The following is an 18,962-nucleotide window of genomic DNA, read 5'->3' as shown; positions in this document are numbered from 1 at the left end:
CAGTGCAGCAATTGAGATTGCCTGCTGCCCATCCCTCTGCAATAAGCTTTGCCAGACAAACGAAGGCAATTGCGATGGCAGCAAAGATCGTACCGGCCCCGGACTATGAGGATCGCGTCAGGGCGTCCTTCGCGCGCCAGCAGGCGATGGCGACGATCGGCGCCGAACTGACGCTGGTGACGCCCGGCATTATCGAGATCGAGATGCCCTATTCGGCGGCGCTCACCCAGCAGCATGGTTTCCTGCATGCCGGGGTGATTTCGACGGCGCTGGACTCGGCCTGCGGCTATGCTGCCTTCTCGCTGATGCCGGAAAACTCCGGCGTGCTGACCATAGAGTTCAAGGTCAATCTTCTGGCGCCGGGCAGGGGCGAACGCTTCCTGTTCCGCGGCTCGGTAACCAAACCCGGCCGCACCATCATCGTCGCCGACGGCCAGGCCTATGCATTCGCCGCCGACGGCGAGGCCAAGCTGATCGCCACCATGACCGGAACGATGATGACGGTGGTTGGGCGTGATGGGATTGCGGGGTGATGGTCAACGTTACGAGAATCGGCGGCAAGGACGTTCTCTTCGTCATGGCGGCGCAAGCCGAATATGGTCCGCATCTGCAAAAACTGTTCACACCGCTGATGACGGGCGTCGGTCCGGTCGAGGCAGCCGTCAGGCTGGGCGCGGAACTGTCCTGGCTGAAGTCGCAGAAGGCTTTGCCGGACCTTGTCGTCTCGCTCGGCTCAGCCGGCAGCCGGACGCTGGAGCAGACGGAAATCTATCAGGCCGTCTCCGTCAGCTATCGCGACATCGACGCCTCGCCCTTGGGCTTCGAAAAGGGCGCGACCCCTTTTCTCGATCTGCCGGTCACCGTGCCGCTGCCGTTTCGTATTCCTGAAATCAGGCAAGCCACACTGTCGACCGGCGGCGCCATCATCACCGGCGCTGCCTATGATGCAATCGCGGCCGACATGGTCGACATGGAGACCTTCGCCTGCCTGCGCGCCTGCCAGCTCTTCGATGTGCCCCTGATCGGCCTGCGCGGTATTTCCGACGGCGCTGCCGATCTCAGGCATGTCGGCGACTGGACCGAATATCTCCACGTCATCGACGAAAGGCTGGCCGACGCCGTCATGCGCCTCGAACAGGCGATCGGCTCGGGTCTGCTGCGAACCGCTCCATCCAACGACCAGGCCAGACCTGTCTGAAAGTCAGGCTACGCAACCCATTGCGTCGACTCATTTCTTTCTCTAAACGCTCGCCATGAAAACAGCCAATCATCCCGACACCGTCCTGATTGTCGATTTCGGCAGCCAGTTTACGCAGCTCATTGCCCGCCGCATCCGTGAGGCCGGCGTGTTTTCCGAGATCGTGCCGTTCCAATCGGCCGAAGCCGCGTTCAAGCGCATCAATCCCAAAGCCGTCATCCTGTCGGGCGGCCCGGCTTCGACGTCGGATATCGGCAGCCCGCGCGCGCCGCAGATCGTCTTCGATGCCGGGGTGCCGGTGCTCGGCATCTGCTACGGCCAGATGGCCATGTGCGTGCAGATGGGCGGTGTCGCCGAAAGCTCCAACCATCGCGAGTTCGGACGCGCTTTCGTCGAGATCGAGAAGGACAGCCCGCTGTTCGAGGGGCTGTGGGCGACCGGCCAGCGCCACCAGGTGTGGATGAGCCATGGCGATCGCGTGATCGCCTTGCCGCCGGGTTTTCAGGTGTTCGGCAAGTCGGAAAGCTCGCCTTTCGCCATTTTCGGCAATGTCGAGCGCAAAATGTACGGCATCATGTTCCACCCCGAGGTGGTGCACACGCCCGATGGCGCCAGGCTGCTCCGTAATTTCGTCCACAACATCGCCGGCATCGAGGGCGACTGGACGATGCGCGCCTACCGCGAACACGCGGTCGAGGCGATCCGCAAGCAGGTCGGCAAGGGCAAGGTCATCTGCGCGCTGTCGGGCGGTGTGGATTCCTCCGTCGCGGCGCTGCTGATCCACGAGGCGGTCGGCGACCAGCTCACCTGCATCCTCGTCGACCATGGCCTGATGCGCAAGGATGAGGCGGCGGGCGTGGTGGCGATGTTCCGTCAGCATTACAATCTGCCGCTGATCCTGGTCGATGCCTCGGAAAAATTCATCTCGGCGCTGGAAGGCGAGGTTGACCCCGAGAAGAAGCGCAAGACCATCGGCCGGCTGTTCATCGAGGTGTTCGAGGAAGAGGCCAAAAAGCTCGGCGGCGCCGACTTCCTGGCACAGGGCACACTTTATCCCGACGTCATCGAAAGCGTCTCCTTCACCGGCGGCCCGTCGGTGACCATCAAGTCGCACCACAATGTCGGCGGCCTGCCCGAGCGCATGAACATGCAACTGGTCGAGCCGCTGCGCGAACTGTTCAAGGACGAGGTGCGGGCGCTGGGCAAGGAGCTCGGCCTGCCCGAAAGCTTCATCGGCCGCCACCCGTTCCCCGGTCCTGGCCTTGCCATCCGCTGCCCGGGCGGCATCACCCGCGAGAAACTGGAAATCCTGCGCGAGGCCGACGCCATCTATCTCGACGAGATCCGAAAGGCCGGGCTCTACGACGCCATCTGGCAGGCCTTCGCCGTGCTCTTGCCGGTGCAGACCGTCGGTGTGATGGGCGATGGCCGCACCTACGAGTTCGTCTGCGCGCTGCGCGCCGTCACCTCGGTCGACGGAATGACGGCGGATTTCTACCACTACGACATGGCCTTCCTGGGCGCCGCCGCCACGCGCATCATCAACGAGGTCCGCGGCATCAACCGCGTTGTCTACGACGTGACGTCGAAGCCGCCTGGCACGATCGAGTGGGAATAGGAAAAGACCTGCGAAATTCGGCGAAACGGCGTGAAAAGGATAGTGTTATCTGCGGTCTTGTTGACTATCGGTCCTGCATCATCAACTGAAGCCATCGCTCTCTTAGGTCACTGATTTTTATGCCTCTGTGCCAACCATGGCTGTGTTGTCAGTCAGCGCTGCGGTTGGAATCCGACGGTACTATTGACGGTACTTTTCGCGCTGAGACACGCCCATAAGAAAGTACCGTCACTCGCACTACAGTTGCTGCGGTACTTATTTGATATCTAACGCTTTGAAATAGAAATAGAAAACGGCCCCAGAGTATCGTGTCGATGACCGTACTTTTAGTCCTCGGCTGGCATCGCCGGATTGGACGGCTGGGACGGCCAGGGCAGCGCCTCATTTATGAACCTGGCCTCCTCGGCGAGACCGCTGTTTGAAACCTGATGGCTCGAGGCTCAACCTTGGCCAGGACACCGGCTGCCTTTAGCTGCTCTGCCGCCTCGCACATTCTCGCCTGAAGGCATATCGGATCGGCGTCATCGTGTGAATCAGGTGCAAACGGGGTGCCGGTTGCGGGAGCTAACGGTAAAGCCGATGCCAGGCGTCCCGAGAAAGCGACCATTGCCCCAACAACGTCCTGAATTTCGAGAAAGGCATGGGCTGGCGAGGGAGGCGTAGGGCGACCCCGAGAAGGCCGGACCGGCGCGCATGCCGTTGGGGCGCTTCATCGAGACCGAGGAGGTCGCGGAGGTTGTGCTCTTCCTGCTCTCCGAGCGTGCCGCCATGGTGAACGGCATCTCGATACCGGTCGATACGGGCTTCGGGATCAATTAGGTGCCGGCGTAATCCTAAGGGATGAGAGATTCATGCTAAGGTTCCAGCGTTTCAGATAGAACGAGATTTCATGGCGAGAGAGTTGGAAGGAAAGATTGCCGCGGTCACGGGGGCTGCCTCGGGTATCGGGCTGGCGAGCACCGAAGCAATGTTGGGTGAGGGCGCGCGCGTCGTGATGATCGATCGCGATAAGGTTGCCCTCGAGGCTTACCAGGCCAAACACGGGGAGGCGGTCATCCCGCTTGTCATCGACCTCCTCGACCCGAAGGACTGTGCGACGCTGATGCCACGCGTTCTGGAAACCGCAGGTCGACTCGACATCTTTCATGCCAATGCGGGCACCTATGTGGGTGGTGACCTGGTCGACTCCGACACAGGTGCCATCGACCGCATGCTGAACCTGAACGTTAATGTCGTGATGAAGAATGTGCACGACGTGCTGCCTCACATGATCGACCGTAGAACGGGCGACATCATCGTTACGAGTTCTTTGGCAGCTCACTTCCCGACGCCATGGGAGCCCGTCTATGCATCGTCCAAGTGGCGATCAACTGCTTTGTGCAGACGGTTCGACGTCAGGTGTTCAAGCACGGTATTCGGGTCGGCTCGATCTCTCCCGGACCTGTGATCAGCGCACTGCTAGCGGACTGGCCACCAGAGAAGCTGAAGGAAGCCAGGGAGACGGGCAGCCTGCTGGAAGCAGGCGAAGTGGCGAATGTGATCACCTTCATGCTGACGCGACCGCGCGGCATGACGATCCGTGACGTGGTGATGATGCCGACCAACTTCGATCTCTGAGGGCCTGGGTATTCGCCGACAGCTCATCTTCCCGTGGCCAAACTTCCGTGGCGCAATGTATGATCCGCAATGCAATTCCGGCAAGCACCATGTATTCAAACAGGACTTTTCGCCAATCCGCCATGCAACTTTATTCGGGCCGCCGCATCTGCAATGGCGCTGACAATCGCCGTGCGCGCGGCGGGGCTGTCGCCATTGTCCAGCGCCGCAAGAAGCATTTCGATGCTGTCAAGCTGAGACGCCGCACCCGTCGAGGACGATAGTCGTGATGGCGGCGGCCGCTGCGTCGTAGTCGGCCTTGGCCAGTTTGCTCTTTTCGAGCGCATTGGCTGCCAACGGTTCGAAATCGCCGTAGAACTGCGTCGCCGCCCACAGCATGATGAAAAAATGCCGGGCATCGACGGGCGCCATCTTGCCGTCGCGCACCCAGCCCTCGACTACGGCAGACCGCTCGCGCGTGACCCGCTGCATGTGCAGCTTTTGCTGCTTGCTCAGGAAGTGGGCACCTCGCAGCATTTCGTTGGCGAAGAAACGCGACTCGGCTGCATGCTTGCGTGAATAGTCGAGCTTGGCGCGGACATAGACGGCAATCGCCTCGCGCGGGTCGCGATCAGGCGTGATGTGCTCGAAGGCCTTGTCCCACCCCGTCAGCAGATGCTCGATCACGTGGGTGTAGATTTCCTGCTTGGTCGAAAAGTAGTAGTAGACATTGGCCTTGGGCAACCCGCAATGGTCAGCTATTTCCTGGATGCGCGTCCCGTCGAGGCCCTTTCGCGCGAACACGTCGACCGCCGCGCGCAGAATCTTCTCCCGGTTCCTGGCGCCAACCCTGTCTTCGGGGTTCTTGCCGCCCGGGCGTGCCGCTTTCTGTCCCGCCATATTCGCTCCGCCCCCCTGCCAGTACTTGTCCGGGCTCTATAGCACCCTTCGAAAATCGGCCCAAGCGATAGTGGCATGGTTTCAAAAAAACTGACGATATGGTCAGGTTTTGTAATTTTGGAAGTTGACATTTTGGTCAGGTTCTTCGTAACGTCCCGATCGTCGGGAAGTTAAAGGGGAGGGCGTCGCCGCGATGCCGGTTCAACTCAGGTCTGCGATGATTGAAACCTTGGCGGGTTGGCACGACGACATCGCACCGGCCTGGCGGGCCGCCCTTGGTGCCGTGTCGCTGGATTTCGATGCCATCGACCCGATGCTTGAGCTTGAGCCTTGGGAGCCGATCTTCCCGTCGCGGCGCGATAAGACTTTTCCTGGCGCGCCCAAGGGCGCGCACATGCTACGCGCCTTCGACGGCATTGCGCCGGAGGATGTGCGTTGCGTCATTCTTGGCCAAGACCCTTATCCGGAGCCCGGTTTTTCCACCGGCCGTGCCTTCGAGGCCGGCAATGTCGCTGCCTGGCGCGAGCTCGACAAGATGTTCTCCAAGAGCATTCGCGCCTTCACCCAGCAGATCGTCGCGGCGCGCACCGGCAATCTCGCCTATGCCCGGTCCTTCGCCGATTGGCCGGCGACGCTGGCCGCCATCGAGGACGGCCAGGTCGATCTCGGGAGCGCCGACGTGCTGGCGCAGCGATGGGTCGACGACGGCGTTTTGCTTCTCAACGCGTCGCTGACGCTGTCTCGCTTCAAAGTCGAGATCGACCCGCACCAGTCAAGCGGTCATCTGCCCTTGTGGCGTCCGCTGATACTCGCGGTGCTGCACCAGCTCGCTGGCCGTGGCGCTCCCGTCATCTTCATCGGCTTTGGCGACGCTGCCGCGCAGACGCTTGCTTTGGCGGGCATCATCGAAGGCCAGGGCCCACTGACCGGCTGCATTCTGCGCGACCATCCGGCGCGCGCCGATGCGGTTCTGACGCTCGAAAACCCATTCCTGCTTTGCAACCGGTATCTGGAGGCGATGGGCGCCAAGCCCGTCGCATGGTGACATATGTCTGCAACAGAGACCTACGATTTCATCATCGTCGGCGCCGGCTCGGCCGGTTGTGTTCTGGCCAACCGGCTGTCCGCCAACCCCGATCACAAGGTGCTGTTGCTGGAAGCGGGCGGTCGGGATTCCAATCCACTGTTCCGACTGCCCATGCTGATGGGCAAGCTGTTCCAGTCCGGCATCTACAACTGGCATTATCACACCGAGCCGGAACCCTTTCTCAACAACCGCTCGCTCTATTGGCCGCGCGGCAAGGCATTGGGCGGCTCGTCCACCATCAACGGCATGATCTATGTGCGCGGCAACCGCCACGACTACGACCGCTGGGCGCAAATGGGGCTGCCCGGTTGGTCCTACGAAGATGTGCTGCCGGCCTTCCGCAGGTCGGAAGGACACATTCAGCGCAAGGATGCCCCGCATGGCACCGGGGGTGAGCTGACCGTCTGCCGGGCGCGCGGCTGGAACCCGCTGCTCGACGTGTTCTCGGCAGCGGGCGCGCAAGCCGGCTATCCGATGAACGACGACTTCAACGGCGACGAACAGGAAGGCTTCGGCAAATTCGACTTCACCATCAAGGACGGCAAGCGCTGGTCGACCTCGTATGCGTTCCTGCGCCCGATCGCCGGACGCAAGAACCTGACCGTCCTGACCAAAGCGCTGACCCAGCGGATCGTCCTCGCCAACGGCAGAGCCGCCGGTGTCGAATTCTCCCATAACGGTACGCTACGTACCGCTTATGCCGAACGCGAAGTCGTGGTTAGCGCCGGCGCGGTGAACTCACCGCAAATCCTTTTGCTGTCGGGTATCGGGCCTGCCGACGAGCTCGCAGAGCATGGCATCAAGGCCATTCACAATCTGCCCGGCGTCGGCAAGAACCTGCAGGATCATGTCGATTGCGTGTTGTCCTACGAATGCACCCAGCCAATCACGCTGTTCAGCGACCTGCGTGTCGACAGGCTGACCTGGTCGCTGGTCGAAGGCATGTTGTTCGGCCGCGGCATCACCACGACATTCCCCTATGAGGCAGGCGCGTTCATCAAATCGCGGTCGGATCTGGTTGCGCCCGACATCCAGCTGCATTTCATGCCAGCTCTGGAAAAGACCGCCAACCTGCACTTTCCCAGTCCGTTCAAGCGCGCGGCTGTTGAAGCCAATCACGGCTTCACGCTGCGGGTAGGGCCTGTCAACCCGGAGAGCCGGGGCGCCATCACGCTGGCATCCGCCGATCCCAAGGTGCCGCCCAGAATCCAGGCCAATTATCTCGAAACCGAGTTTGATCGTCAGACCATGATCGCCGGCATTCGGCTGACGCGAGAGATCATCAACCAGCCCGCCTTCGACGCCTATCGCGGACGCGAACTCGCGCCCGGTCCTCAGGTCGAGACCGACGCCGATCTTGTCGAATGGCTGAAGGCGACCGCCATGACGACATTCCATCCGGTCGGCACATGTAAGATGGGCAACGATGAGCGCGCCGTCGTCGACGCGCGTCTCAAGGTCCATGGCATCGACGGCCTGCGCGTCGCCGACGCTTCGATCATGCCGGTCATTTCCAGCGGCAACACCAATGCGCCAGCGATCATGATCGGTGAAAAATGTGCCGAGTTCATCCTGAACGCTGCCTGACGGGACAAGGAACGCCATGATTGTCGAACACCGCACCTACACATTCCGGCCCGGCACGGTCGATTCGTGGATGCAGAAATACGAGGCCGAGGGCCTCCCTGTGCAAAAGAAGCACCTCAACCGTTTCCTCGGGCTCTACGTTTCCGAGATCGGGCATCTTCATACGACGGTTCTGATGTGGGGCTACGACAGCCTCGCCGATCGCGAGGCGCGCCGCGCCGCCATGTATGCAGACCCCGACTGGCAGAAATTCATCGGCGAAGTCTGGGCGCTGAACGCCATCCAGTCCCAGGACGTGATGATCATGAATCCGGCACCGTTTTCTCCCGGTGTCTGATGGCGAACACGAGCGTGACCGGGGACGGATGAGGCATCGGATGCCGCCTCAAGAAGGTGGCACCAGAACTTTCAAGGGAACGGCGAGCCGGAAACGCGGACGCCAAAAAAGGGATGACTGTCATGACGAGCAATTTTGACGACCGGGCGATCCTCGCCGCGGGATTGAACCGCCGCAGCTTCATCAAGGCCGGCGCCAGCGCGGCAGCGCTTGCCGCCGTAAGCGGTGCGCTGTCCAAGGTGGCATATGCGGCTGGCGGATTCATCGCGCTGGTGCACACCCAGGCAGCGGGCGACCAGAGCGCGGTCGATTCCATGATCGCCAAGATCAACCAGCTGGCGCAGGAAAAGGGAGTTCAGGCGCGCGTCGTCTACGCCCAGGATCCGGCGACCTACGAAACCATCTTTCGCACGCTGGCCGATGCCGGCGCATCGGTCATCGTCTCGACCTTCAACGAGGTTGGCGAGCCGTTCAAGGCGCTGGCGCCGTCCTATCCCAAAACCAAATGGATCCAGCTGTTCGGCGACGCTATCGAGCCGCCGCTGCCCAATGTTGTGACCGTATCCTATGACTATTATCTCGGGTGCTATCTGTCGGGTGTGTTCGCCGCGCGCATGACCAAGAGCGGCAAGATCGGCTATATCGGCGGCATCTCCATTCCCCCGCTCAACGCCGATTTCAATGCGCTGAAGGCCGGCGCTCTTTCGGTCAATCCGGACCTAACCGTGACTGCCGCCTTTGCCGGTTCGTTCCAGGACCCCGCCAAGGGCCAGGAAATCGCCGCCCAGATGTTCAACGACGGCATCGACTACATCCAGACCGACTCTGCGGCCACCGATGGCGGCATCATTGCCGCCGCCAATGAGGGCGCGGGGCGCATGCTCTCCACCCTTGCGCGGGCGCAGTATCCACTCGGTCCGAAGTCGATCGTCGGCATCGTCAGCCTCGACTTCGGCCAGTCGCTCTACATCGAGGTCGGCAAGGCGCTTGGCGCGGAATGGGCTGGCGGCAAGCATGTCGCCACCGGTCTGGGCACCGGCGTGGTCGAATTCGAGTTGTCGCCGCTCTATGCCGAGCAGGGCCCGGCGGATCGGGTTGCCAAATCCAAGGAAATCTGGGCTGAGATCGAGAAGACCAAGGCCGGCATTCTCGACGGTTCCATCGTCGTGCCCTTCAACACCACGCTTTGAGCCTGTTGGCTGACAGGGCGAACCTGGATCGATGACCCCGATGGACAATCCCGCACTCGAATGCCGTGACGTTACCGTGGCCTATGGCAGCGTCATGGCCCTTTCGGGTGTGGGCATTGCTTTCGAACAGGGCAAGATTCACGCCGTGGTCGGTCAGAATGGCGCTGGAAAAACCACCTTTGCCCGCGTCGCGGCCGGACTTGTCCGGCCGGCCGCGGGCGAACTCAGGATCAACGGCCAGCAAGTCAAGACAGGCAAGGTCAAGGACGCGCGCGCCGCCGGCGTCGAACTCGTGCACCAGAGCTTTGCCTTGCCGCCGTCCTTCACGGTGGCCGAAGCCATGGAGTTCGGGTCGGACAGAGGCGCCGCTATCTTCACCCGCTCGGCATTGCAGAAGCGCTGGGCGCCGCATCTCAAAAGCCTCGATGTCAATGTCGATCCGAAGCGCCGGGTGCGCGACCTGCCGGTCGAGACGCAGCAAGGCATCGAGATCGCCCGCGCGTTGGTCGCCGACGCTAGGGTTCTGATCCTCGACGAGCCGACGGCGGTGCTTTCGCCTTCCGGAATCGAGATGCTGTTCGAGCGGGTGCGCAAGCTCAGGGATCGCGGCGTCACCGTGATCCTCATCCTGCACAAGATACGCGAGGTGCTGGCGATTGCCGATACGGTCAGCGTGCTGCGCGGCGGCAGGCTTGTCGACGGGCCGGTGGCCTGCGCCGAGATCGGCGCCAAGCGTCTTGCCGAGATGATCGTCGGCCCGGCCGTCGCCAGGACCCTGGCGCCGGGTGATGCCGACGCGGCGACCGGCCGAGGCGCACCAGCCGCGCACACGGCGAACCACCACACTCCGGCCGATGCTGGGCTGGTCCTCGACATGCGCGGCGTCTCCACGCTGAGCGACGCCGAAGGGCCTGCCCTGCGCGATCTTTCGCTCACAATCAAGGCCGGCGAGATCGTCGGCATTGCAGGCGTCGAGGGCAACGGCCAGCGAACGCTGGTGCGCGCCATCGCTGATCTTGTCGACGCGATGCACGGCACGCTCGCCGTGGGCGGGGTCGATGTCACGGCCGCACCGCTGGCGCGCCGCCGCGCCGCCGGCCTGCGCATCATTCCATTCGAGCGCAACACTGAGGGCTTGAGCCTTTCGAGCAGCCTGTGGGAGAACTGGTCGGCGCGCGAATTGCTGCAATCGCGCTTGCTGAGCGCCATCAATCCGGCGCGGCTGAAAAAGCGCTGTGACGAGGCGCTTCAAGCATGGAGCGTGCACTATGCGACCACCGGCCAGCAAGCGGGTTCACTGTCGGGCGGCAACGCCCAGAAGGTGATCCTGGCGCGCGAGGTCGATGCCGACGCCAAGCTGATCATCGCCGCGCAGCCGACGAGAGGTCTCGACATCGGCGCGACAGCCTTTGTCTGGCAATCGCTGCGAGAGGCACGCGACCGCGGCTGCGGCGTGCTCTTGATCTCCTCGGACCTCGACGAGCTCTTCGACATCAGCGACCGGGTCGTCGTCATGCTGTCGGGAGAGGTCGCCGGCACATTTTCGGCGCCCTACCGGATCGGCGCCGTCGGCGCGGCCATGACAGGGGTTTCCCAATGACGGGCAAATTCGTTTCGGTCTTGCGTGGGCTGATCTTCATCGTTATCGCCCTGGCGCTGTGCGGCGTCATTTTCCAGTTCGCCGGCTATTCGGCGCTCGGCATGTTCCACAGTGTCGCCGAAGGCGCGTTCTTCCGCCCGGGCGCATGGCAGCAGAGCCTGCGTTGGGCGCTGCCGCTGTTCATCACCGCCGCCGGTGTCGGCATTTCTTTCCGCGCCGGCTATTTCAACATCGGCGCGCAGGGCCAGTTCTACCTCGGCGCCATCTGTGCCGCTTTCATGGCCGAGTGGCTCAACGGCGCGCCCGCCTTCGTTGTCATTCCGGCCTGCTTTGCAGCCGGCATGACAGGTGGGGCGCTCTGGGCCCTGTGGCCGGGACTGCTGCGCCTGCAGTCCGGCACCGACGAAGTGATCACCACTCTGATGGGCAATTTCCTCGCTGGGCTGTTGCTGGTCTATGTCACCGCCGGCCCGCTGAAGGACCCGTCAGGTTCGGGTCAGCAGGCCTCCAGCCGGCCGCTCGCGGCTGCCTATCGCATTTCGGATTCGCTGGGTCTGTCGCCGACCATTATCGTGATCGCCGCGCTGGTCGCGGTGGCGATGTGGCTGCTGGTCAATCGCACCGCCTTCGGCGTTCTGGCCAGCCTTGCCGGGCGTAACCCGACCATGGTGCAGTGGCAGGGCGCAACGGTCTGGCGTTTGGGGCTTTCGAGCTTTCTGATCTCCGGTGCCCTGGCGGGCCTCGCCGGCACCATCGAGTTCATGGGCCCCAACGGCCGTCTGGCCGGCGGGTTCCTGCCGACCCACGGCTTCACCGCTATCCTGATCGCGCTGGTGGCCAATCTGTCGGTGGTGGGTACGGCCTTCGTCTCGGTGTTCTTCGGCGGGCTTGCCTCGGCCGCGCTTTATCTGCCGATCATGGCAGGGCTGCCCTCGGCGGCCATCGAGATCATCAACGCCGCGATTGCGCTTTTCATTACTGCCAAATCCGGCTTCGTCGACCGCCTCCTGGCGATCGGGAGGAGATCGGCATGAACGACATCATAGTCGCCATCCTGCGTTCCGGCACGCCGCTCATCTATGTCACCATGGCGGGCGTCGTGGCCCAGCGCGCCGGCATATGGAATCTCGGCCTCGAGGGATTGATGATCATCGGCGCATGTGCGGCGATTGTCGGCATCGTGCTGACCGGCTCGTTCGCGTTGGCGATGCTGATTGCCATCATCCTGTGCGTGCTCGCCTCGGTGCTGCTGTGGTTCGTCATCGAAAAGCTCAAGGCCAATCCGATCATCGCAGGCCTTGGATTGACCGGCCTCGGCCTCGGCGGCACGTCGCTTGCCGTCCAGGCCATCTTCGGCAGCCAGGCCGCCGTCACGGCCCCCTTCGGCGTGCCCAAGCTTGGCCCGGCTTTTGGACCTTTCGGGGTGCTGTCGATCTTCGTGCTGGCGATGCCCTTCGCGGTTTTCGCCATGTGGCTTCTGTTGCGGCGCACGCGCTTCGGTTTGCGGCTGGCGGCTTCGGGCGAGCACCCCTTTGCAGCCCGCAGCGTCGGCGCCAATCCCTCGCGCATGCGACTTGCAGCGTTGATCATTGGCGGGGTGCTTTGCGCCATTGGTGGCGCCGAACTGGCGGCTGGCAGTTTGCAGATCTACGCCCAGAACATGACGGCGGGACGCGGCTTCATGGCTTTCGCCGCGGTTATTTTTGGGGCAGCGCATCCGATCGGTTCCGCATTTGCCGCGCTGTTCTTCTCCGTGGTCGGCGCCCTCGGCATTCGCGCCCAGTTGCTGTTCGGTGATGCTGTTCCGCATGACCTGCTTTTGGCCTTGCCTTATATCGCGACGGTGTTCGGCGTCTGGCTCAGCGGCAAGCTGCGCGGAGGGCGCAAGGCCGCCACGGGCTTCGCTGAACTGCGCGATTACTAGGACACGCATATGCAAACGCTGATCCGCAACGCCACGCTTCTGACCATGGACGGGCCCGACGGGGCCTTTCCATTTGCCGGCGACATCCTCATCGACGGCGCCACCATCACCGCCATCGGCAAGAACCTGGCTGCTGCCCCCGACGCACGGATCATCGAGGGGCAGGGCAAGCTGGTGATGCCGGGGCTCATCAACGCCCACACCCATTCCAGCGAGACCTTCCTGCGCGGCCGCTACCAGAACATGCCGCTCGAAGTCTGGCTGCTCTACGCCTATCCACTGCTGATGGGCCCGGCGATCGCGCCGCGTCTGCTCTACCTGCGCACACTACTGCTGGCCATGGAGTCGCTGCGCAACGGCGTGACGACCCTGTGCGACGATTTCTTCGATCCGCCAGCGCATGATCTCGAGCGTCTCGGCACCGTGTTCAGGGCCTACAGGGACGCCGGCATTCGCGCCAATGTGTCGAGCGCGGTGATGAACGTGCACACGCTCGATGCGCTGCCCTATGCGCGCGAAGTCCTGCCGCAGGCGTTACAGGACAAGCTCGATTTCGGGCCGCCCGTCAGCGCCCAAACCTATGTCGACTATTGTCGCTCGGCCTTTTCGTCGCTGCATGGCATGGCCGGCCGTCTCAACTTCATGATCGCGCCGTCTGCGCCGCAACGCTGCACGCCCGACCTGCTGGTCGCCTGTCACGATCTGGCGCTGAAAATGCGGGTGCCGCTACACACCCACGTGCTTGAAACCAAGACCCAGGCGATCACCGGGCACCTGATGTTCGGCAAAACCCTTGTCGCTTGCATGCACGAACTCGGCGTGCTCGGCCGCAACACCACCATCGCCCATTCGGTCTGGGTTACCGACGAAGATATGGAACTGATGGGTGAGGCAGGATGCTCGATCGCCCACAATGCCGTTTCCAATCAGAAGCTCGGCGCCGGCATCGCGCCGATCCGCCGCCTGATGGATGCCGGCGTCACGGTGGCGCTCGGCACCGACGGCGTGTCGTCCAACGATACCGCCCGCATCTTCGACGTGATGCGGGTTGCCGGTCTCATCCACAGTGCCTCGGGGCCCGACTATGCAACATGGATTCCAGCCGCCGACATTCTTCGCATGGCGACAATCAATGGCGCCCGCAGTGCCATGCTGGAGGACGCTACCGGCTCGCTCGCCGTAGGCAAGGCGGCGGACCTGATCGTGCTCGATCTCGACACCTATGCGTTTATGCCGCTCAACGACATAGACAAGCATCTGGTGTTTTCGGAGAACGGATCGTCGATCGAGATGGTCATGGTGGCCGGCGAAATCGTCATGCGCGACGGCCGCCTGACCACCGTCGACGAGACCGCGATCTTTGCCGAAATCCGAGAGACGGTGCCCGCTTTTTTAGCCGAGCACGCTGAGCTCGAACGGCTCAACAGTGTGTTCGATCCCTACTTTGCCGAAATCCACCGCCGCGCGTCGCAGGAGAATCTGGGGTTCAACCGCTATGCTGGCGACGAGCCGCCCTGGAACTTCTCGAACTGGCGCTAACAGCTGGGGTGTGGGCGACGGGGCAGTGATCGCTTTGGTCTGCTATGTTCTTGCTGGGGCTGACGAAGCGGCGCCAGCCGCCGAAGGACGAGATGTCGGACGCACCGCTGAGGCCAGCGGTTTCGACCAGGAAGCCCTTGGCCGAACTGCCGTCCTCGAGCTCGATGGTCCCGATGCCGAGCGGTGGCGGGATAGCCGCGACGAAGCGGCCGAAGGCATCCGCCGAGAGTCGCCAGACTTCGACCTCGACGGTTGCGCCGCCCTCGGCGACACGGAGCAGCCCCGGCTTGGGCACGGACTGGCCAGCCAGCGCATAGAGCCTGTAGGCGGCGGATGTCTTTGCCGAGCGCGAAAACCGTGCGCCGAGCTGGCTCAGTTGGCCGTTGAGCGGCATCCCCGAAAGATGCGCGCCAACAACCACGAGATCGATCATGCCATCATCTGCTGATGAAGCTGCAGGCAGAAAACCCGGCTGCTGCCAGCCGGTTGCGCCGAGCGAAAGGCCGCTCGCCGCATGCAGGTCGCGGGCGAGCGCCGCTGTCAGCGCATCGCGGCCGGCCGGCGCCAGCAAGGTGACGCTCATCGGCAGGCCGTCATCGCGCTTGCCTGTCGGCACGGCGATGCCACACATGTCGAGCAGGTTGACGAAATTGGTGTAGGTGCCGAGGCGGCTGTTGGTCTCGATCGGATCGGCGAGCACGGCGGCGGTGGTGTAGTGCGTCGGCGCGGTCGGCACGCAGAACAGGTCGACCGAGGCAATGACCGGGGCGAGCTTGGCCTTGTAGGCCTGCAAGGCATAGAGGCCGCGGAAGGCGTCCGCCGCCGATAACTTCCTAGCGGCGCCGAGGATCTTGCGCGTCACCGGATGCATGGCGGCTTCGTTGACTTCCATGAAATCGCGGATCGCGGCATAGCGTTCGGCCACCCAGGCGCCCTCATAGAGAAGGTTGGCGGTGGCGTAGAAATCGGCGAACGGGATTTCGACCAGCCGGCAGCCGAACCGCGACAGCATGGCAAGCGAGGCCTCGAAGCCGACCTGCATCGCCGCATCGCCGAAGAATTTCCGGTCGGCTTTTGCCGGGATGCCGACGTTCAGCACCGGCGGGCGGGCGGCGAGCGGCTGGACGGCGATGTCGCGCGAATAGGGATCGGCCGCATCGCGCGCAGCTGCGACGGAGAACACCAGATAGGCGTCGTCGACGGTCAGCGCGAACACCGAGACGCAGTCGAGCGTGCGGCAGGCCGGCACGACGCCGGCCGTCGACAGCGCACCGACGGTCGGCTTCAGCCCGACGATGTTGTTGAGGCCGGCCGGGATGCGGCCGGAGCCGGCGGTGTCGGTGCCGAGCGCGAAGGAGACGATGCCGCGCGCCGTCGCCACCGCCGACCCCGAGGAGGAGCCGCCCGGCACCAGCTCCGCGTCGATGGCGTTGCGCGGGATCGGCCAGGGCGTGCGGACGCCGACGAGGCCGGTGGCGAACTGGTCGAGGTTGGACTTGCCGACGACGAGCGCGCCGGCGGCCCTGAGCCGCGCCACTACGGTGGCGTCACTGTCGGGCCAGTAGGTGTATTCGGCGCAGGCCGCCGTCGTCGGCATGCCGGCGACGTCGATGTTGTCCTTGACGGCGACGGGAATGCCCCAGAGCGGTTTCCCCAGCGGGTCGAACGGGCCGAGCGCTTCGGCCGCCGCAAGCAGATCCGCCCTCGCGGCGAGATGGATGAAGATGCCCGGATCATCAGCCGTCTCGATGCGGGCATGGATCGTGGCGATCACATCGCCAACGCTGACGCCGTTCCGATAGGCCGCGTGCAGGCTCGCTATGTCGAAGTGGATGTCGCTCATCTCGTCTCCCCCAGAATGATCACCGGCAGGTCCCACTGGATCAGCACGACGCAGCCGTCCTTCGTCCACACCGAATGCTCGGTCCCGACCGGATTGAGGATCACGCTGCCGGCAGGATAGTCACCGTTCTCGTCGCTCTGGATGCCTTCCAGCACGACGATGGTCTCCAGCCCGGCATGGCGGTGGCGTGGCACGCCGGCGCCAGGCTGGTAGCTGAGGATGGCGACCGAGGGTTCGACCGGTCCGCCCTTGAGCAGCCAGTGCACCCTGATGCCGTCGCGGAAATGCTCGAGCGCCAGATCGCGCCAGCCGCCGTCGAGCAGGCCGGCAAAGGCAAGATTAGGCATGGGCAATTCCCTCGAGCACCTGGTCGGTCGTTGCCGTCCAGCCAACGATGGCGCCCTGCGCCCTGATCATGGCGATTGCCGCCGCCTTGAACTCGGGAAAATAACTTTCCGTCGCGTCCTCGGCGAGCAGGCACTCATAGCCGCGATCGTTGGCCTCGCGCATCGTCGTCTGCACGCAAACTTCGGTCGTCACGCCGGCAAAGACGAGTTGGCGGGCGCCGATCCACTTGAGGTCGTTGCCGAGGCTGGTCGCATAGAAGGCGCCCTTGCCGGGCTTCTCGATGACGATCTCGCCGGGCAAGGGCGCAAGCTCGTCGAGGATCGCGGTGCCGGGTTCGCCCGCGATCAGTAGACGTCCCATCGGGCCCATATCGCCGATGCGGATCGACGGATTGCCACGGTCGCGCTTGGCCGGCGGCAGGTCCGAAAGGTCGGGCCTATGGCACTCCATGGTGTGGATCACCGGCAGGCCGGCGGCGCGAAAGCCTTCGATCAGCCGCTTCACTGTCGGCACGATCGCGGTCACGCGACCGACGTCGTTGCCGAGACTGGCGCCGAAGCCACCGGGCTCGGCGAAGTCTCGCTGCATGTCGATGACCATCAGAGCCATGGTCTGCGGCTTGAAGGTGAAGGAAAACGGCAGCGCATCGATTTCCGCCATCAGTGATGTCCCGCCATGTGTTCGCCGATGGTCTGCACGCTGGCCTGCGCGATCGGCGTCTCATAGACCAGTGCGCCGTCCGACATGACGAAGATGCGGTCGGACAGTTCGAGCAGTTCGTCGAGGTCTTCCGACATCAGGAGCACGGCGGCACCCGCATTGCGCGCCTTCATGATGCGGGCGCGGATTTCGGCCACCGCCGAGAAGTCGAGGCCGAAGCACGGGTTGGAGACGATCAGCAGATCGACTTCGCCGGTCAGTTCCCTCGCGAGCACGGCACGCTGCACATTGCCGCCCGACAGCGAAGCGATTGGCGAGGCAAGCGAGGCGGTCTTGACCTTGAACTGTTCGACCAGCCTGGCGCTGAATGCCTTGATGGCGCCGGCGCTGATCCAGCTTACCGGCTTGCCGTTGCTGTCGATGTCGAAGGTGCGGAAAGAAATGTTCTCAGCCACCGTCATCTTCGGCGCGCAGGCGTTTTTCAGCGGCTCTTCCGGGATGAGGCGGACGTTGAGCGTCCGCGCCTCGGCACGCGTCGCCGCATAGGGGGTGCCGCGCACCATGACTTCGCCGGTATCGCGCGGGCGCTGTCCGGCCAGCACTTCGAGGAATTCCTTCTGGCCGTTGCCGGAAATGCCGGCGATGCCGACGATCTCGCCGGAGCGCACGCCGAGATCCTCAATGCGGATCGACTTCAGCCCGGTGCGGTCCGGCGCCTTCAGCGATCTGACCTTGAGCACGATCTCGGCATCGGGTTTCGGCGCGGCACGGCTGTCGAGCACAGCGATCGGCTGATCGCCGATCATCATCGCTGCCATCCTCTTGTGGTCGAGGTCGGTGACGCGGCCCGTTCCCGTCAGCTTGCCTTTGCGCAGCACGCTGACATCGTCGGCGAAGGCCGTCACCTCGTGGAATTTGTGCGAGATCATCAACACGGTGAGGTCGCCGGCCCTGGTCATGTCGCGCACCAGCCCCAGCACCTCCTGCGCCTCGACGGGCGTCAGCACCGAGGTCGGCTCGTCCAGCACCAGGAAGGAGCGGCCGAGATAAAGCTGCTTGATGATCTCCAGCTTCTGCTTCTCGCCGGCCGCGAGTTCGGCCACCTTGACGTCGAGCGGCAGCTTGAACGGCATGCGATCCATGAACACGGCAAGGTCGCCGCGCTCCTTGCGCCAGTCGATCACACCGGGCACCTTTTCGCGCGAGATGACCAGGTTCTCCGCCCCGGTCAGCGACGGCACAAGTGTGAAATGCTGGTAGACCATGCCGAGGCCGAGCGCCGATGCGTCCCTGGGGCTGGCGATCGCCACCTCGCGGCCGTCGACCAGCATATCGCCGGCGGTCGGGCGATAAAAACCCATCATGCATTTGACCAGCGTCGACTTGCCGGCGCCGTTCTCGCCGAGCAGCGCGTGGAAGGAGCCGGCCGGCACCTTGACCGAGACATCGCCCAGTGCCGTGAGGGCGCCGAAACGCATGGTCATGCCGATGGTCTCGACGCCGACGGCCTTGTTGCCGGTGATCACGCTCATCCT

The 18,962-nt window shown here is 63.6% G+C and carries 16 protein-coding genes and 2 pseudogenes; 13 read left to right on the top strand and 5 right to left on the bottom strand.

The genetic code is table 11. The annotated features are described in order from the left end of the window. Positions 1-74: 74 nt before the first annotated feature. The 5 genes and pseudogenes from CK227_RS02290 (at position 75) to CK227_RS02270 (ending at position 4,433) form a co-directional block, all read left to right on the top strand. Positions 75-533: a PaaI family thioesterase gene (locus CK227_RS02290; RefSeq protein WP_023686843.1), complete on the top strand. Its 459-nt coding sequence runs from the start codon at positions 75-77 to the stop codon at positions 531-533. Further along, positions 533-1,198, top strand: a complete 666-nt coding sequence (locus CK227_RS02285; RefSeq protein WP_095771322.1) for a 5'-methylthioadenosine/S-adenosylhomocysteine nucleosidase — start codon at positions 533-535, stop codon at positions 1,196-1,198. The genes CK227_RS02290 and CK227_RS02285 overlap by 1 nt, the downstream gene beginning before the upstream one ends. Before the next feature lie 55 nt (positions 1,199-1,253). Continuing rightward, positions 1,254-2,816: a glutamine-hydrolyzing GMP synthase gene (guaA, locus tag CK227_RS02280; RefSeq protein ID WP_010914447.1), complete on the top strand. Its 1,563-nt coding sequence runs from the start codon at positions 1,254-1,256 to the stop codon at positions 2,814-2,816. A gap of 645 nt (positions 2,817-3,461) precedes the next feature. Next, positions 3,462-3,635, top strand: a pseudogene (locus CK227_RS02275) (SDR family oxidoreductase); the annotation flags it as partial. 70 nt (positions 3,636-3,705) lie between these two features. Then, positions 3,706-4,433: pseudogene (locus CK227_RS02270) on the top strand (SDR family oxidoreductase). Between the two features lie 228 nt (positions 4,434-4,661). On the opposite strand, the gene CK227_RS02265 reads toward CK227_RS02270, so the two are convergent. After that, positions 4,662-5,312 carry a TetR family transcriptional regulator C-terminal domain-containing protein gene (locus CK227_RS02265; protein WP_095771321.1) on the bottom strand — a complete coding sequence of 217 codons (651 nt, stop codon included), beginning with the start codon at positions 5,310-5,312 and terminating at the stop codon, positions 4,662-4,664. Positions 5,313-5,505: 193 nt separating this feature from the next. On the opposite strand from CK227_RS02265, the gene CK227_RS02260 reads away from it, so the two are divergent. From CK227_RS02260 to CK227_RS02225, 8 genes are all read left to right on the top strand, one after another. Then, a complete protein-coding gene (locus tag CK227_RS02260; protein WP_245318049.1) occupies positions 5,506-6,357 on the top strand; it encodes a uracil-DNA glycosylase in 852 nt (283 codons plus the stop codon). Between the two features lie 3 nt (positions 6,358-6,360). Further along, positions 6,361-7,986 carry a choline dehydrogenase gene (locus CK227_RS02255; protein WP_095771319.1) on the top strand — a complete coding sequence of 542 codons (1,626 nt, stop codon included), beginning with the start codon at positions 6,361-6,363 and terminating at the stop codon, positions 7,984-7,986. A gap of 16 nt (positions 7,987-8,002) precedes the next feature. Then, positions 8,003-8,323 (top strand): NIPSNAP family protein, encoded by a 321-nt coding sequence (locus tag CK227_RS02250; RefSeq protein WP_095771318.1) that lies wholly within the window; start codon positions 8,003-8,005, stop codon positions 8,321-8,323. Between the two features lie 122 nt (positions 8,324-8,445). Next, complete coding sequence (locus CK227_RS02245) at positions 8,446-9,513, top strand: BMP family ABC transporter substrate-binding protein (RefSeq protein ID WP_245318048.1); 1,068 nt, start codon at positions 8,446-8,448, stop codon at positions 9,511-9,513. A 40-nt stretch (positions 9,514-9,553) separates the two neighbouring features. Continuing rightward, the gene (locus CK227_RS02240; protein WP_245318047.1) at positions 9,554-11,113 is read left to right on the top strand and encodes an ATP-binding cassette domain-containing protein; all 1,560 of its coding nucleotides are present in this window, start codon (positions 9,554-9,556) and stop codon (positions 11,111-11,113) included. Further along, complete coding sequence (locus tag CK227_RS02235) at positions 11,110-12,147, top strand: ABC transporter permease (protein WP_095771316.1); 1,038 nt, start codon at positions 11,110-11,112, stop codon at positions 12,145-12,147. Before CK227_RS02240 ends, CK227_RS02235 begins: the two co-directional genes overlap by 4 nt. After that, positions 12,144-13,037, top strand: coding sequence for an ABC transporter permease (locus CK227_RS02230; RefSeq protein ID WP_095771315.1), 894 nt, complete (start codon positions 12,144-12,146; stop codon positions 13,035-13,037). Before CK227_RS02235 ends, CK227_RS02230 begins: the two co-directional genes overlap by 4 nt. Positions 13,038-13,046: 9 nt before the next feature. Next, the gene (locus tag CK227_RS02225; RefSeq protein ID WP_095771314.1) at positions 13,047-14,576 is read left to right on the top strand and encodes an amidohydrolase; all 1,530 of its coding nucleotides are present in this window, start codon (positions 13,047-13,049) and stop codon (positions 14,574-14,576) included. Here CK227_RS02225 and atzF read toward each other — a convergent pair. Genes atzF through CK227_RS02205 form a run of 4 tightly spaced genes read right to left on the bottom strand, consistent with a single transcriptional unit; the run spans position 14,524 to position 18,959 of the window. Then, positions 14,524-16,419 (bottom strand): allophanate hydrolase, encoded by a 1,896-nt coding sequence (atzF, locus tag CK227_RS02220; RefSeq protein WP_095771313.1) that lies wholly within the window; start codon positions 16,417-16,419, stop codon positions 14,524-14,526. The genes CK227_RS02225 and atzF overlap by 53 nt on opposite strands. Then, entirely contained in the window at positions 16,416-16,766 is a 351-nt protein-coding gene (locus tag CK227_RS02215) for a cupin domain-containing protein (RefSeq protein WP_095771312.1), read from the bottom strand. Before CK227_RS02215 ends, atzF begins: the two co-directional genes overlap by 4 nt. Beyond that, positions 16,759-17,427, bottom strand: a complete 669-nt coding sequence (locus tag CK227_RS02210; protein ID WP_095771311.1) for an isochorismatase family cysteine hydrolase — start codon at positions 17,425-17,427, stop codon at positions 16,759-16,761. Before CK227_RS02210 ends, CK227_RS02215 begins: the two co-directional genes overlap by 8 nt. Continuing rightward, complete coding sequence (locus CK227_RS02205) at positions 17,427-18,959, bottom strand: ABC transporter ATP-binding protein (protein WP_095771310.1); 1,533 nt, start codon at positions 18,957-18,959, stop codon at positions 17,427-17,429. The genes CK227_RS02210 and CK227_RS02205 overlap by 1 nt, the downstream gene beginning before the upstream one ends. Between the last annotated feature and the right edge of the window lie 3 nt (positions 18,960-18,962).

The sequence above is a fragment of the Mesorhizobium sp. WSM4308 genome, assembly GCF_002294905.1.
Classification (GTDB): domain Bacteria; phylum Pseudomonadota; class Alphaproteobacteria; order Rhizobiales; family Rhizobiaceae; genus Mesorhizobium.
The sequence above is the reverse complement of the archived record's forward strand: the minus strand, read 5'-3'. Positions and strand labels throughout refer to the sequence as shown.

Coding starts and splice junctions, on each gene's coding strand:
- CK227_RS02290 (WP_023686843.1), top strand. CDS start 75: ATGGCAGCAAAGATCGTACCGGCCCCGGACTATGAGGATCGCGTCAGG.
- CK227_RS02285 (WP_095771322.1), top strand. CDS start 533: ATGGTCAACGTTACGAGAATCGGCGGCAAGGACGTTCTCTTCGTCATG.
- guaA (WP_010914447.1), top strand. CDS start 1,254: ATGAAAACAGCCAATCATCCCGACACCGTCCTGATTGTCGATTTCGGC.
- CK227_RS02265 (WP_095771321.1), bottom strand. CDS start 5,312: ATGGCGGGACAGAAAGCGGCACGCCCGGGCGGCAAGAACCCCGAAGAC.
- CK227_RS02260 (WP_245318049.1), top strand. CDS start 5,506: ATGCCGGTTCAACTCAGGTCTGCGATGATTGAAACCTTGGCGGGTTGG.
- CK227_RS02255 (WP_095771319.1), top strand. CDS start 6,361: ATGTCTGCAACAGAGACCTACGATTTCATCATCGTCGGCGCCGGCTCG.
- CK227_RS02250 (WP_095771318.1), top strand. CDS start 8,003: ATGATTGTCGAACACCGCACCTACACATTCCGGCCCGGCACGGTCGAT.
- CK227_RS02245 (WP_245318048.1), top strand. CDS start 8,446: ATGACGAGCAATTTTGACGACCGGGCGATCCTCGCCGCGGGATTGAAC.
- CK227_RS02240 (WP_245318047.1), top strand. CDS start 9,554: ATGGACAATCCCGCACTCGAATGCCGTGACGTTACCGTGGCCTATGGC.
- CK227_RS02235 (WP_095771316.1), top strand. CDS start 11,110: ATGACGGGCAAATTCGTTTCGGTCTTGCGTGGGCTGATCTTCATCGTT.
- CK227_RS02230 (WP_095771315.1), top strand. CDS start 12,144: ATGAACGACATCATAGTCGCCATCCTGCGTTCCGGCACGCCGCTCATC.
- CK227_RS02225 (WP_095771314.1), top strand. CDS start 13,047: ATGCAAACGCTGATCCGCAACGCCACGCTTCTGACCATGGACGGGCCC.
- atzF (WP_095771313.1), bottom strand. CDS start 16,419: ATGAGCGACATCCACTTCGACATAGCGAGCCTGCACGCGGCCTATCGG.
- CK227_RS02215 (WP_095771312.1), bottom strand. CDS start 16,766: ATGCCTAATCTTGCCTTTGCCGGCCTGCTCGACGGCGGCTGGCGCGAT.
- CK227_RS02210 (WP_095771311.1), bottom strand. CDS start 17,427: ATGGCGGAAATCGATGCGCTGCCGTTTTCCTTCACCTTCAAGCCGCAG.
- CK227_RS02205 (WP_095771310.1), bottom strand. CDS start 18,959: ATGAGCGTGATCACCGGCAACAAGGCCGTCGGCGTCGAGACCATCGGC.